This window comes from Polaribacter vadi, assembly GCF_018861005.1.
Taxonomy (GTDB): Bacteria; Bacteroidota; Bacteroidia; order Flavobacteriales; family Flavobacteriaceae; genus Polaribacter; species Polaribacter vadi_A.
The window spans coordinates 68,989-82,299 of the sequence record NZ_JAHKQL010000026.1 but is presented as its reverse complement, the minus strand read 5'-3'; the positions used below and the strand labels follow the sequence as shown (position 1 = coordinate 82,299).

General features: G+C 27.1%; 15 protein-coding genes. 7 read left to right on the top strand and 8 right to left on the bottom strand.

The features are described 5' to 3' along the window. Positions 1-78 precede the first annotated feature (78 nt). Positions 79-462 (top strand): START-like domain-containing protein, encoded by a 384-nt coding sequence (locus KO506_RS12615; protein WP_215995278.1) that lies wholly within the window; start codon positions 79-81, stop codon positions 460-462. A 104-nt stretch (positions 463-566) separates the two neighbouring features. Further along, positions 567-1,400 (top strand): aminotransferase class IV, encoded by an 834-nt coding sequence (locus KO506_RS12610; protein ID WP_215995277.1) that lies wholly within the window; start codon positions 567-569, stop codon positions 1,398-1,400. On the opposite strand, the gene KO506_RS12605 is transcribed toward KO506_RS12610, so the two are convergent. The 5 genes from KO506_RS12605 to KO506_RS12585 form a co-directional block, all read right to left on the bottom strand. Next, entirely contained in the window at positions 1,397-1,954 is a 558-nt protein-coding gene (locus tag KO506_RS12605; protein ID WP_215995276.1) for a YqgE/AlgH family protein, read from the bottom strand. The two genes, KO506_RS12610 and KO506_RS12605, sit on opposite strands and share 4 nt — an antisense overlap. A gap of 78 nt (positions 1,955-2,032) precedes the next feature. Further along, entirely contained in the window at positions 2,033-2,329 is a 297-nt protein-coding gene (locus tag KO506_RS12600; protein ID WP_303436773.1) for an HU family DNA-binding protein, read from the bottom strand. A gap of 164 nt (positions 2,330-2,493) precedes the next feature. Next, positions 2,494-3,438, bottom strand: a complete 945-nt coding sequence (gene fmt / locus KO506_RS12595) for a methionyl-tRNA formyltransferase (RefSeq protein WP_215995275.1) — start codon at positions 3,436-3,438, stop codon at positions 2,494-2,496. Between the two features lie 5 nt (positions 3,439-3,443). Then, positions 3,444-5,333, bottom strand: coding sequence for a RecQ family ATP-dependent DNA helicase (locus KO506_RS12590; protein ID WP_215995312.1), 1,890 nt, complete (start codon positions 5,331-5,333; stop codon positions 3,444-3,446). Continuing rightward, positions 5,330-5,881, bottom strand: coding sequence for an AAA family ATPase (locus KO506_RS12585; protein WP_215995274.1), 552 nt, complete (start codon positions 5,879-5,881; stop codon positions 5,330-5,332). Before KO506_RS12585 ends, KO506_RS12590 begins: the two co-directional genes overlap by 4 nt. Before the next feature lie 252 nt (positions 5,882-6,133). Here KO506_RS12585 and KO506_RS12580 point away from each other — a divergent pair, with 252 nt between their 5' ends. Genes KO506_RS12580 through KO506_RS12560 form a run of 5 tightly spaced genes read left to right on the top strand, consistent with a single transcriptional unit; the run spans position 6,134 to position 11,200 of the window. Further along, positions 6,134-6,415, top strand: coding sequence for a DUF493 family protein (locus KO506_RS12580; protein ID WP_215995273.1), 282 nt, complete (start codon positions 6,134-6,136; stop codon positions 6,413-6,415). Between the two features lie 4 nt (positions 6,416-6,419). Continuing rightward, positions 6,420-8,054, top strand: coding sequence for a peptidylprolyl isomerase (locus KO506_RS12575; RefSeq protein WP_215995272.1), 1,635 nt, complete (start codon positions 6,420-6,422; stop codon positions 8,052-8,054). Beyond that, positions 8,054-8,902, top strand: a complete 849-nt coding sequence (locus KO506_RS12570) for a hypothetical protein (protein ID WP_215995271.1) — start codon at positions 8,054-8,056, stop codon at positions 8,900-8,902. Before KO506_RS12575 ends, KO506_RS12570 begins: the two co-directional genes overlap by 1 nt. Next, positions 8,868-10,247, top strand: a complete 1,380-nt coding sequence (locus tag KO506_RS12565; protein WP_215995270.1) for a peptidylprolyl isomerase — start codon at positions 8,868-8,870, stop codon at positions 10,245-10,247. Before KO506_RS12570 ends, KO506_RS12565 begins: the two co-directional genes overlap by 35 nt. Further along, the gene (locus tag KO506_RS12560) at positions 10,247-11,200 is read left to right on the top strand and encodes an AAA family ATPase (RefSeq protein ID WP_215995269.1); all 954 of its coding nucleotides are present in this window, start codon (positions 10,247-10,249) and stop codon (positions 11,198-11,200) included. The genes KO506_RS12565 and KO506_RS12560 overlap by 1 nt, the downstream gene beginning before the upstream one ends. Here KO506_RS12560 and KO506_RS12555 read toward each other — a convergent pair. From KO506_RS12555 to KO506_RS12545, 3 genes are read right to left on the bottom strand one after another with little or no spacing between them, the layout of a single operon-like run. After that, on the bottom strand, positions 11,197-11,757 hold the full coding sequence (locus tag KO506_RS12555) for an RsmD family RNA methyltransferase (RefSeq protein ID WP_215995268.1): 561 nt from the start codon (positions 11,755-11,757) through the stop codon (positions 11,197-11,199). The genes KO506_RS12560 and KO506_RS12555 overlap by 4 nt on opposite strands. Then, positions 11,757-12,590: a DUF3822 family protein gene (locus tag KO506_RS12550; RefSeq protein ID WP_215995267.1), complete on the bottom strand. Its 834-nt coding sequence runs from the start codon at positions 12,588-12,590 to the stop codon at positions 11,757-11,759. The genes KO506_RS12555 and KO506_RS12550 overlap by 1 nt, the downstream gene beginning before the upstream one ends. Continuing rightward, positions 12,559-13,293: a hypothetical protein gene (locus KO506_RS12545; RefSeq protein WP_215995266.1), complete on the bottom strand. Its 735-nt coding sequence runs from the start codon at positions 13,291-13,293 to the stop codon at positions 12,559-12,561. The genes KO506_RS12550 and KO506_RS12545 overlap by 32 nt, the downstream gene beginning before the upstream one ends. Positions 13,294-13,311: the final 18 nt, after the last annotated feature.

Genomic DNA, 13,311 nt, shown 5'->3' with positions numbered 1-13,311 from the left:
TTTACATTCTGGCAAGTTGTGTTTAAAATTTTTTTTAAATAGAATTAATACCTATCTTGTCATCTAAAGTTAAATTAAATGGATAAAGTTAAATTCGAATTGGAAATACCAGTTCATGCCTCCCCAAATATGTTGTATCAATACATATCATCACCTTCTAATTTGCAAGAATGGTTTGCAGATAGTGTAAATTCTAGAGGTAAAATTTTTACTTTTAGTTGGGATGGAACAGAAGAGGTAGCAGAACTTGTTACAAAAAAATCTGACGAAAGAATTCGCTTTAAATGGTTAGAAAGCGAAGATGATGAAAGTTTTTTTGAAATAAAGATTCAAGTTGATGCTCTAACAAAAGATGTATCACTGATTATAACTGATTTTGCAGAAGACGAAGACGAAGTTGAAGAATCTAAGCAACTTTGGGAAAATCAAATAGATGAGTTAAAACATACAATTGGAGCTTAAATATAAATTTATATAATTTAAAAACTCAACTTTAAGGTTGGGTTTTTTTGTGCTTTAAATCTAACAAAAAACACTAATTTTGCATTCACAAAAAATAACTGTAGATGATTAATTTTAATGGTGAATTACTTTTTAGTGAAAATGTAAAACTATCTTCTGATAATAGAGGTTTTAAATATGGTGATGCAATTTTTGAAACCGTAAAAGTAAATAACAATAAGGTTGTTTTTTGGGAAGATCATTATTTTAGATTAATGGCTTCTATGCGAATGCTGCGTATGAAAATACCAATGCAATTTACTTTAGAGTTTTTACAAAAAGAAATTTTAAAAACTGTAGCAGTGCAAGATAATGCAGCAACATTTAGAGTTCGTTTAAGCGTTTTTAGAAAAGATGGTGGTTTATATACTCCAAAAACTAATGAGATTAATTATTTAATTGAAGTTAAAGAAAGTAACTATCAAACTAAAGAAATCTATAAAGTAGATGTTTTTAAAGATTTTTATAATTATTCAGGTTTGTTATCTACCATAAAAACCAATAATAGAATGGTAAATACTCTAGCTAGTATTTATGCTGATGAAAATGAATTAGATAATTGTGTTTTAATTAATGAAAAGAAAGGAGTAGTAGAGGTAACAAATGCTAATATTTTTATTTTAAAAGGAAATACCATAAAAACACCAGCTCTATCAGAAGGATGTGTAAAAGGAATCTTAAGAATGAAGGTTATTGAGTTAATTGCAAAGAATACAGAGTATACTTTAGAGGAAACAAGTATTTCTCCTTTCGAAATTCAAAAAGCAGATGAGGTTTTCATTACAAATGCTATTATGGGTATTCAGCCAGTAACCAACTATAAAAAGAAGCAGTTTTCTGTAGGTTTTGCCAATAAAATAAGTAAAAGCTTAAAAGTATTAGAGGTAACTTCTAATTAATTTAATTGAATATCACTAGGAGCATTTGCCCAAAGTTTGTAATCTCCACCTTTTTGAAGAATTTTATTTCTCCAAAGAGAATCTCCTTTTTTAGAAAAAATATTATCAATATCATTTTCAGAAATAAACCAAGAATTTATGTTTATTTCATCCTTAAGTTGATGTTTACCCCATCCAGAATAGCCTAAGAAGAATCTAATATCAGATTTTTCTAATAAATTATCGTTTAATAACTGTTTTAAAGAGTCAAAATTACCACCCCAATATATACCATTTGCAACTTCTACGCTTTCTGGTATTAATTCTGGTACTTTATGTACAAAGTATAAATTATCTTGTTCTACAGGTCCACCTTGATAAATTGTAAAGTCAGAGTCAATTTCAGGGATTAAATCTTGCAATGTGTAATCTAAAGGTCTGTTTAAAATAAAACCTACAGAATTATAATCTGTATGTTCAGTAATTAAAACGATAGCTCTGTTAAAAGAGCTGTCGTTTAAAATAGAAGGTTCAGCAATTAATAATCTTCCTTTAAGCGGTTTTAAATAGGGCATAAGTAAAAGTAGGTAAAATATAGGAATAAAAAAAACTCTCTTAAAAAGAGAGTTTTATTATAAATTATATTGTAATTCTTAGTTTACAGCATCGCTTAAACCAGCTCCTGCTTTAAACTTTGCTACATTTTTAGCAGCAATTTCAATAGTTTTTCCTGTTTGAGGATTTCTACCTGATCTTGCAGCTCTGTGAGAAACAGAAAAAGTTCCAAAACCAACTAAAGCTACTTTTCCTCCACCTTTTAAAGCAGAAGTTACATTATCTGTAAAAGATTCTAAAGCTGCTTTAGCTGCTACTTTAGAGATTCCTGCATCTGCAGCCATTGCGTCGATTAAATCTGACTTGTTCATAATAAATAAATTTTTAAAATTAATTGTATATTTTTTATTGCTAAAAAGCTTAACAAATATAGACGGATTAAGGGTTTGCGCAAATTTGTGTCTAAAAAAAACACTATTTTGTTGATAAATAGCCCCAAATTGTTAATAAGGGAAGTTGAAAAAGTAAAAAATCGTTAAAAAGCTTGTCAGTAAAGGAGTTAGAGCATTTTTGCATTTTCAGCAAAACTGAAGCCATTTAGTAGGCTAGTAGCATCCATTTTTTTCTTTCCTGCAAGTTTAATTTCTTTAATATTGATAAATCCATTTTTAACAGCTACTTTAATTTCTTTTTTAGAAATAACTAGCTTACCAAATTCATAATTATGCATTTCTACTACTTTATCAATAGCGTAAATTTTAGCAGAAATCTCATCATCTCCATTGTTAATCAAAGTCCAAGCTGTAGGAAAAGGATTTAAGCCTCTAATTTTATTATATATACTGTCTAAAGAATCAGACCAATCTATTTTTGTGTTTTCTGGGTTTAGTTTCGGAGCCGATTTTTCTTCTAACTCAGGTTGTTTTTGAGTGCTTATATTTCCTTTTTCAATTAAATCTACAGTTTTAGCAACAAGATCTGCACCTAAAAACATTAATTTATCATGTAAAGATCCTACAGTTTCTGTGTCATCAACATTAATTTCTTCTTGTAAAATGATTTCTCCTGTGTCAATTTTATCATCAATAAAAAAAGTTGTAACACCTGTTTTTGTTTCCCCATTAATAATTGCCCAATGAATTGGGGCAGCACCTCTGTATTCTGGTAATAAGGACGCGTGTAAATTAAAAGTACCCATTTTTGGCATTTGCCAAACTGCTTTAGGTAACATTCTAAAAGCAACTACTATTTGCAAATCTGCGCTTAAACTTTTTAGTTCTTTATTAAAGTCTTCGTTTTTTAAATTTTTAGGTTGTAGTATTTTTAAATCTTTAGATAATGCATATTTTTTTACAGCAGACTCATTTAATTTTCTTCCTCTTCCTGCAGGTTTATCTGTTGCAGTAATTACACCAACAACATTGTAATTATTATCTACTAAATGTTTTAAAATGGTTACTGCAAAATCTGGAGTTCCCATAAAAACGATACGTAAATCTTTCATAAATTTTATTTTAAATGGTATTTATTTTGATGATTTATCTGTACTTTATTTTCAGATAATAACATTCGCAAATGTATTAAAATGTCTTTTTCATTTGCTTGTAAATTCTGATTTATTTCTTGTGATGTTAAACTCGATTTTTTTGCTAAAAGCGATAAAATATTCGAAGAAATATCTTGAGTTTTTGTCTTTTTTTCTGATAAACAAACATCGCAAATTCCACATTTTTTGGTTGATTTTTCATCAAAATAATCTAAAATTTGAATGCTTCTACAAGTATTATTATTCTGAATATAGTTTAAGAAATCATCAGATTTTTTTTGTTTTTGTTTTAAGAATTGTACTATTTCTTTAGAGTATATATTTATAGTTCTGTCATCTTCTCTTGGTACTAAAAAACGGATTTCAGCATCAGTTTTTACGCGCTTATAAGTTAAGATATTGTCTTGCTGTAAACGTTCTAAATGTGCAATTACTTGTCTAGAAGTGCTATTTGTTTTCTTTGCTAATAGAAATTCATCTACTTTAACTTCTTGTTGAAATAAACCTGTGTAAGTTCTTAGAAATGTGTCTATAAAATTCTTAGTATAGATATTGTTTATAGTGTAAGAAATAACCTTTTTACTACTTGAATTAAAAATTACAGTAGATTTTTGATTGAACGTATTTGAGATTTCTAAGATACCATAATTTGACAATATTTTTAAAACTGAAGTTACTTTTTTTTGAGAAAATTTATAAGTTTTACAGAATTCAGAAATCTGAAAATGAAACATTTCTTCTAAAATTTCGCCTTTTGCAATTCTAAAATATTGATATAATTTTCTGTGAATTTCTTTTACTTCTGCTAAAGATGGTAGCTCTTTTTTAAGTTGATTTTTATGAATTAAAATATCGCTATTATTTTTTAATAAAACCGCAAAAGATTTTTTTTCATTTCTACCTGCTCTTCCAGATTCTTGAATGTAGTTTTCTATAGAAAAAGGTAAGTCAAAATGTACAACAATGCCAACATTTGGTTTGTCAATTCCCATTCCAAATGCATTGGTTGCAACAATTATTTTTGTCTTTTCAGACATCCAATTTTCATAAGCAATTTGTTTTTCTGCTAAAGATAATCCTCCATGATAAAAACTACTTTTAAAATTATTTGCATTTAAAAAGTTGGCAATGTCTTTGGTTTTTTTTCTCGAATTTACATAAACAATTGCAGGTGATTTTGTCTTCGTAAAAATCTGAATAAGCCTCAATAATTTATCTTCAATATCAAAAATTTGATACGCTAAATTTTCTCTAAAAAAAGATTTTTTAAAAAGTTGAGGTTGTTTTAATTCTAGATTTTTTGCAATATCTTCTAATACTTTTTTATTGGCAGTTGCTGTGAGCGCAATAAAATTTATATCTGGTTTTAGTTCTTTTAGTACTTTAATATTTCTGTAAGTTGGTCTAAAATCGTGTCCCCATTCAGAAATACAATGAGCTTCATCAATAGTAACAAAACTTATTTTAAGTTCTTTAATTTTTTGTTGAATTAAAGAGGTTTGTAGCCTTTCTGGAGAAATGTATAAGAATTTAAAATTACCAAATTTTATATTATCAAAAAGAGTAATAATTTCATCTTGTGATGCTCCAGATTTTATAGTTGTCGCTTTTACACCTCTTTTCTTTAGGTTCTCTACTTGATCTTGCATTAATGCAATTAAAGGAGAGATTACCAAACAAACACCTTCGTTTATTAAAGCAGGTACTTGAAAACAGATCGATTTTCCACCTCCAGTTGGTAATAGTACAATTACGTCTTTTTTTTGTAAAACAGCATTTATTATGTCTTCTTGTGGTTCTCTAAATGCTGTATATCCCCAATATTGTTTTAGTATGTTTTTAGCAGCAATCATAAATCGCAAGAAAGCGAATTTATAATATAATTGGTTCTTTCATTTACATGGCCAAAAGGGATAGTTATAATTCTATAGCCCAATTCTGAGTAAGCTTTAATTAAAAATTTATCAATAGCAATAGATTCTTCAAAAGATTCGTAACGTTCGTTGTCTGTAGTATGAATCTCTTTCCAAGGAGAAAAATGAAAAACGATATCATATTTAAATTCCTTACTTTTTTCTATAAAAAAAGAAGGATAATCAGTTTTAAAATAGTTAAGATATGCGTAAACATCAGGTATACCTCTATCAAAAAAAACTAAATTTTCTTTTCTATTTAAGGCATCAGAATACTGTTCTTCTCTGCCCTCTAAAAGCATTTTACTAAACAGAAGTGGTTCTGTTAAAAATAATTGTTCAATACCTTTTTCTTGTGCTTTTAAGGTTACAGCTCTAGAAACTTCATCAAAACAAAAAAAACCTTTTTCTTTTAAAGCATTTAAAACAGTTGTTTTTCCTGTTCCTGGACCACCAATTAAAACAATTTTTTGCTGATTTTTTTGCAAGTATTTAATTTTATAAATTATTAAAAGTCAATAGAAATTTTAAATTCATTTGTAAAAATTCTATAATAATGATGTTCTCATTAAAATTTAAATCTAAAATAGAGATTTTTACTTTGATAAAATTAAAAATCTGTTATTTTTGAAATTTGCATTTAAGTGAGATCCACAAAAATAAATCATTCGCTTTATAAAACTAAATTTTAATGTAATTTTGTGCTTGCTATTTGTTATTAGTAAAATACAATTATAAATATGAGTGATAAAAATGCTTTTTATACTAAATTAAAAGGTCAATTAGAAGATACAACAAAATTTCCTGCTGATTATATGTACAAATTTATTGTACCTACTGATGGTAATCAGTTAGATGAAGTACAAACTATTTTTGATAATAAAGGAGCAGTAATAAAAACTAAGAAATCTAAAACTGGCAAATATATCAGTATTACAATAGTTTTAAAACTAATAAATGCTGATGAAGTGATTGGTTATTATAAAAAAGTTGAAAAAATTAAAGGAATTATATCATTATAAATTTATGAAAAAGTTAGTATTATTAGTAGTTTTATGTTTTTCTAGCGTAGTTATTGCACAGAAGAAAGATAAAGGGTTGTTAACAATTGATGGTAAAGTAACAACAGTTTCTGATTTTAAAAGGGTTTACGAAAAAAATCTAGACGTTATTGATAATGAAGAAGCTAAGGATGTAGAGAAAAATTTAGAATTGTATATTAATTACAAGTTAAAAGTTAAAGAAGCATATAATATTAAGTTAGATACTTTGCCTTCTTATATTAAAGAAATGGAAGGTTTTAAAAATCAACTTTCTGCACCTTATATGCAAGATACTTTATTTATTAATAAGTTGGTTAAAGACGCATATTTTAGAACAAAAAATGAAGTAAAAGCAAAACATATTTTAATAAGAACGCCAAAAATTCCATCACCAAAAGATACTTTGGCAGCATATAAAAAAATAACTGAAATAAGAAATAGAATTTTAAAAGGTGAGGATTTTGAAGCTGTTGCAGAAGAAACATCAGAAGATCCATCTGCAAGAGATGATGATAAAAGAAAACGTAAAGGTAACAAAGGTAACTTAGGTTATTTTTCTGCTTTTAAAATGGTTTTTCCTTTTGAAGAAGCTGCATATACAACAAAAGTAGGGGAGGTTTCTAAACCATTTAGAACACGTTATGGTTACCATATTTTAAAAGTTGATGATGTAAGACCATCTAAAGGAGAAGTAGAAGTTGCACATATTTTGTTAACTAAAGAAACAAAAAATGCAAAAGTATTAATAGATTCAATTTATAATGAATTAGAAAAAGATGTGCAGTTTAAAGCTTTGGCTAGAAAATATTCTAACGATACTGGCTCTAAATCTAAAGGAGGTAAACTAAGAAAATTCGGAACAGGAGTTATGGTAAAACCTTTAGAAGATGTGGCTTTTAGTTTAGAAAAAGAAGGTGAATATTCTAAACCTTTTCAAACTCGTTTTGGTTGGCATATTGTACAGTTAATAAAAAAACATCCAGTACAATCTTTTAATGAAATAGAAAGAGAGTTAAAAAACAAAGTAAAATCTGGAGAAAGAGCTCAATTATCAGAAAAGGCTGTTATCAATAAACTAAAGAAAAAATATACAATTTCTGAAAATAATATTGCAAAAGAAATTTTTGATAATGATAAAATAAGAACAATTGCAAAAGATTCTTTACAATCAGTTTTGTTAACGATAAATAAAAAAGAAATAAAACAAGAAGCATTTGTTAACTATATTAAAAATAGAAAAAATAAACCTGTTTTTGAATTATTTAATGATTTTAAAGACCAAGAAATTTTAACCTATTACAAAGCAAATTTAGAAAAAACGGAGCCTGAATTTGCTAATACATTACAAGAATATAAAGATGGTTTATTACTTTTTGAGTTAATGCAAAGAGAAATTTGGGAAAAATCATCTAAAGATACTTTAGGCTTAAAAAATCATTATACTACTAATATTACCAAATACCATAATAAAGAGTTTAAAAAGGTGAAAGGTGAGGTTATGAACGATTATCAGAACTATTTAGAGAAAAATTGGATTGCAGATTTAAAAAATAAAAGTGTTATTAAAGTAGATAAAAAACAACTTAAAAAATTAATTAAATTTTACAATAAAGGTTAATGAATAAATATGCAGTTCTTTTTTTAATGTTGTGTACATTTATTTCTTGTGATTATTTAGAGGTGCAAGAAAAAGAAAAAACAACATCAGAAATTGTTGCAATTGTAAACACAGAAAAACTTTTTAGAGAAGATTTAAAAAGTGTTTTACCTACTAGTTTAAATAAGCAAGATAGTATTGTTTTTGTTAGAGGTTATATTAACGACTGGGCTATAAAACAGTTGTTGCTAAAAAAAGCAGAAACCAATAGTTCTCTAGAAGACGTACAAGAAATAAACTCGCTTGTAAAAGATTACAAAGAAAGTTTATTGATTAACAGTTATAAAGAAAGATTAATAAAGCAACAATTAGATACAATTATTGATGATGATGAGATTGATCTTTTTTACACAGAATATAAAGAAAACTTTAAGTTAAATGAAGAGCTTTTAAAAATAAAATATCTTCATTTTGATAACAATATTATCAACAAAAAAGAAATTACAACACTCTTTAAATCTGACAGTATAGAAGATATAGAAGCTTTAGAAAAACAGCAATTAAGTTTTAAGTATTATCAATTTAACGATTCAGTTTGGACACAATTAGATAAGGTTTTGTTAAAACTGCCCTTTTCTAAAGAAAACCTGTTAAAAAAAACAAAATTTGTTCAAAAACAAGATTCATTAGGTTTATATTTGGTCGCTATAAAAGATGTATTGGTTAGAAACGATATAGCACCATTAAGCTATATAAAACCAACCATAAAACAAATGATTTTACACAAACGTAAAATCCAATTAATTAGAGATATAGAAAAAATATTAGTAAAAGATGCAACAAAAAATAACAATTTCAAAGTATACTAAATTAACGCTTTTAACAGCCTTTTTTGGGTTGATAAGCATCGCAAATTTTGCACAAGTAAAAATAGATGGTGTTGCAGTAGTAATTGGTAAAAATATTGTTTTAGATTCTGATATAGATAAATTTAAGCAAGAAATTGAAGTACGTTCAGAAGGTAAAATTAAAATTTCTGATTGTGAAATGTTAGAAGAGTTAATGCAACAAAAATTATTAGCACATCATGCAATTATAGATAGTGTTACAGTTGCTGATTCAGAAATTACAGATAGAGTAGACAGAAGTGTACAGTATTTTACGCAACAATATGGTTCTGTAGATAAAGTTATTAAAGCCTATGGTTTTAATGATTTAGATGATTTAAAAAAGGAATTATATACTGTTCAAAAAGAAAATGTTTTAATAGAAAAAGAGCAGTTAAAAATTACAGAAAAAATAGATGTTACTCCAGAAGAGGTTCGTATTTTTTATAATGGTTTAAAAGAAAAAGGAGAATTACCAGAGTTTTCTGCAGAAATAGAATTGGCACAAATTGTAATTAATGCAAGCCCAGCTAAAGAAGAAACTGAAAGAATTTTAAATAAGCTTAATGAGTTAAAGAAAGAAATTGAAGATGGAGCTCCTTTTAAAATGAAAGCAATTATTAATTCTGATGATCCAGGTGTTACTAATAATGGAGGTAGATATGAGATTACAAAAGAATCTCAATTTATTAAAGAATTCAAAGAAATGGCATTTAGTTTAGATGTTGGTCAAGTTTCTAAACCTTTTAAATCTGACTTTGGTTATCACTTAATGCAATTGCATGAAGTAAGAGGTAATATGAGAGTTGCATCGCATATTTTAATGCAACCAGATGTGCCTAGCTCTAAACTAGTAGAAACTAGAGAAAAAGCGGAAGAAATTGTAAAAGACATAAATTCAGGTAAAATTACATTTGAAGAAGCTGTTAAAAAATATTCTGATGATAAGGAAACTAAAAATAATGGAGGTTTAATTATTAACCCTTATACAGGCGAAGCTACTTTCGATTTAACAGGTATGGATCCTGCTTTGTATGCTAGAGTTGCAGAATTAAAAAAAGGTGAACTTTCTGATGTGTTTTTTGATCAAAATAGAAGTGGAGAAAAAATGTATAAGTTCATTATAATGAGAGATAGAACAAATACACATATTGCAGATTTAGTAAATGACTATGTTAAGGTACAAGAATTAGCATTAACAAAAAAGAAAGAAGAAACTATAGATAAGTGGGCAAAAGAAAAGATAATGGATACTTATATTAAAATGGCAGATGCTCATAGAAAATGCACTTTTATTAAAAACTGGAAAAAAGAAACAGGTAAATAATGTCTGATGTTAAAGCTGTAGATGATTTAGTCTTAAAATACAAATCATTAAAATCTGAAATTGGTAAAGTAATTATTGGGCAACAAGAAGCAGTAAGTTTTACTTTATTGTCTATTTTTTGTGGAGGTCATTCACTTTTAATTGGTGTGCCAGGTTTAGCCAAAACTTTATTGGTAAATACAGTTTCTGATGTTTTAGGTTTAAAATTTAATCGAATTCAATTTACACCAGATTTAATGCCTTCAGATATTTTAGGAAGCGAAATTTTAGATCAAAACAGACAGTTTAAATTTATAAAAGGTCCAATTTTTTCGAATATTATTTTAGCTGATGAGATTAACAGAACTCCACCAAAAACTCAGGCAGCTTTGTTAGAAGCCATGCAAGAGCGTTCTGTAACAGTTTCTGGAAATCATTATAAATTAGAATTACCATTTTTTGTTTTAGCAACACAAAACCCAATTGAGCAAGAAGGTACTTATCCTTTACCAGAAGCGCAGTTAGATCGATTTATGTTTTCTATTAATTTAGAATATCCAACGTTTAAAGAAGAAGTAGAAGTTGTAAAAAGTACTACAAGTGCTATAGCTCAAACAGTAGACGGAATTCTTTCTGCAGATCAAATTATAGCGATTCAAAAATTAATTAGAAGAATACCAGTTACAGATAATGTAATAGAATATGCAGTTAGTTTGGTTGGTAAAACAAGACCAAAATCTGATGCAGCAACAGAAATGGTAAAAAGCTATTTAGATTGGGGAGCAGGTCCAAGAGCCTCTCAAAATTTAATTTTAGGGGCAAAAGCACATGCAGCAATTAACGGAAAATATTCACCAGATATAGAAGATGTAAAAGCAGTTGCTATACCTATATTATCTCATAGAATTGTAAAAAATTACAAAGCAGAAGCAGAAGGAATTACAATTGCTGATATAATTAACTCTTTACTTTAGTCTTCTTTTTCTTCTTCAACAGAATTTTCAAAAAAGCTAAACACATTTCCTCCATAACGTTTATCATAACTATGGTTTTTGTGTATAGTTAAATCTGTGTGTTTAGAGTGTTCTATGATTAGAATACCATCTTCTTTAAGTAAGTTTTTTTCAAAAACAAGATCTGCAATTTCTAAAAATTTTTCAGCCTCAAAGTCATAAGGAGGGTCAGCAAAAACAATATCAGATTGAATAGAAGTTTTATTTAAAAATTTATACACATCACTTTTATATGTGTTTATATCAAAATCAAACTCTTTTGCAGTATTGTAAATGTATCTAATACAATTGTAATTTGCATCAATAGCATAAATGTTTTTTGTACCTCTAGAAGCAAATTCATAGCTAATATTACCTGTACCAGAAAATAAATCAAGCACAGCAATGCTATCAAAATAATAATGGTTATTTATAATATTAAATAAACCTTCTTTAGCCATGTCTGTTGTAGGACGAACAGGTAGGTTTTTAGGTGCTTTTAATCGTCTTCCTTTAAATTTTCCTGATATAATTCTCATTATCCTAACAGTATATAATTTGATTGATTTGGTAAGTCTAAATCATTAAAAATGTTGTTTTCACTTTCTAAAATAAAAACATTTTTTATATACTTATAAGCAATTTTATAAATATCAGATTCAGAATTAATTTCTCCAATAAAATACAATTTAAATTCTTCTGTATTTAATTGAGTTTGCTCTGCAGTAAATAATATGTAGTAGATAAAATCTTCTTTAGAAGCATAACCAAATGTGTTAGATAAGATTAGGTTTTTATCTTCTATGATAACAATATCAAAACTATTCTTATCAACATTTACATACATTACTTTTTCATCAGAAGTATGTTTGTTTAGAAGTTTATCTATTAATAAAGTTAAATGATGATTAAACTCAAACTCACCAAAATTCTGAAACAAATAATTGTTGATGTTTACAAAAGGTATGTAAACATTTTTAGCTTCAATATTAGTAAGATCATCATAAGTTATAAAATCGTTTTTTAACGTTTTAATATTATGTTTTAAGTAAGCATCTAAGTTATTTTCATCAAAAAAAACATTTGGTACAAGTGTAGATAAGTTATTTTGATGAATTGCATCTACTTTAGCGTATTCTAGCTGAAGGTTTGCATCACTTTTAAAAATAGATTCTATTTTATTTAATAAATCTACAGGCGAATTTAGAGTTTCATCAAATAAATATTCTGTAAAAAATAAATCTTTTTTAGTTTCTAAATGTGAGATACAAAAAGAAAATCCATCCAAACTAAATTGGATGGATAATTTTATATCCTTTATTTTTTGTAAAGATGTTTTGCTACTCTTTTTCTGCACCGTCTTTTCTATCATAAGAAGGAGGCCAGTTACCACCAGTAGAAACTTCTTCTAAAGATCCTACAGAAACATATTCTCCTTTAATTTGTACAGATTCTATAGCCTCTAATTCTTGTTTAATTAAAGATTTGTTCATTCCTTTTAAAATACCTGTTTTAGGAGTTCTAGCTCTAAATGTAGGTACAACTAAACCTTGTACTTTTTCTACAGAACCTACTTCTAGTTCAAATTCAGTACCTTCTACACCAGGAACTTTAAACATATTATTATAATCTCTATCTTTAAAGTATTTTAATACAGGCTCGTAACCAATTGTATCTGTTACTCTTTTTTCTTCAGGTACAATTATACCACCACCTTTGTTTACTTGCTCTACAATAGTTTTAGTTTCTGTTAAAGCTAATTGAGCAGTGTCAATAAATTTAATTAAACCAGCTTTATCTTTAGTGTAAACACCATTTACTTCGTAAAACTTAACTTCTGCGTCTCTAATAATTTTTAAGCTTTTAATAACAGGATTGTATTTTTCAACTTTTTCTTTAGCAAATTTGATAGGTTCCATAATACCATCGTATATTTTAACACCTAAAAAGATTGCTAAAACCAACAATAAGATAGAAGGAAGCCATCTTAGTTTTAAAGGTAAATATTTAACTATAATAAAAGCGATAAGAACTGATACCAGCACAGCTCCTATAATCATTAGTATTAAATTCATTTTTTATTTGTTTTTTAA

What these genes read in the sequence shown, in the direction of transcription:
- KO506_RS12605 (WP_215995276.1), bottom strand. Translation starts at nt 1,954, where the DNA reads ATGCCCTATTTAAAACCGCTTAAAGGAAGATTATTAATTGCTGAACCT.
- KO506_RS12580 (WP_215995273.1), top strand. Translation starts at nt 6,134, where the DNA reads ATGAGTGATAAAAATGCTTTTTATACTAAATTAAAAGGTCAATTAGAA.
- KO506_RS12550 (WP_215995267.1), bottom strand. Translation starts at nt 12,590, where the DNA reads ATGATAGAAAAGACGGTGCAGAAAAAGAGTAGCAAAACATCTTTACAA.
- KO506_RS12555 (WP_215995268.1), bottom strand. Translation starts at nt 11,757, where the DNA reads ATGAGAATTATATCAGGAAAATTTAAAGGAAGACGATTAAAAGCACCT.
- KO506_RS12545 (WP_215995266.1), bottom strand. Translation starts at nt 13,293, where the DNA reads ATGAATTTAATACTAATGATTATAGGAGCTGTGCTGGTATCAGTTCTT.
- KO506_RS12590 (WP_215995312.1), bottom strand. Translation starts at nt 5,333, where the DNA reads ATGATTGCTGCTAAAAACATACTAAAACAATATTGGGGATATACAGCA.
- KO506_RS12570 (WP_215995271.1), top strand. Translation starts at nt 8,054, where the DNA reads ATGAATAAATATGCAGTTCTTTTTTTAATGTTGTGTACATTTATTTCT.
- KO506_RS12610 (WP_215995277.1), top strand. Translation starts at nt 567, where the DNA reads ATGATTAATTTTAATGGTGAATTACTTTTTAGTGAAAATGTAAAACTA.
- KO506_RS12560 (WP_215995269.1), top strand. Translation starts at nt 10,247, where the DNA reads ATGTCTGATGTTAAAGCTGTAGATGATTTAGTCTTAAAATACAAATCA.
- KO506_RS12575 (WP_215995272.1), top strand. Translation starts at nt 6,420, where the DNA reads ATGAAAAAGTTAGTATTATTAGTAGTTTTATGTTTTTCTAGCGTAGTT.
- KO506_RS12565 (WP_215995270.1), top strand. Translation starts at nt 8,868, where the DNA reads ATGCAACAAAAAATAACAATTTCAAAGTATACTAAATTAACGCTTTTA.
- fmt (WP_215995275.1), bottom strand. Translation starts at nt 3,438, where the DNA reads ATGAAAGATTTACGTATCGTTTTTATGGGAACTCCAGATTTTGCAGTA.
- KO506_RS12615 (WP_215995278.1), top strand. Translation starts at nt 79, where the DNA reads ATGGATAAAGTTAAATTCGAATTGGAAATACCAGTTCATGCCTCCCCA.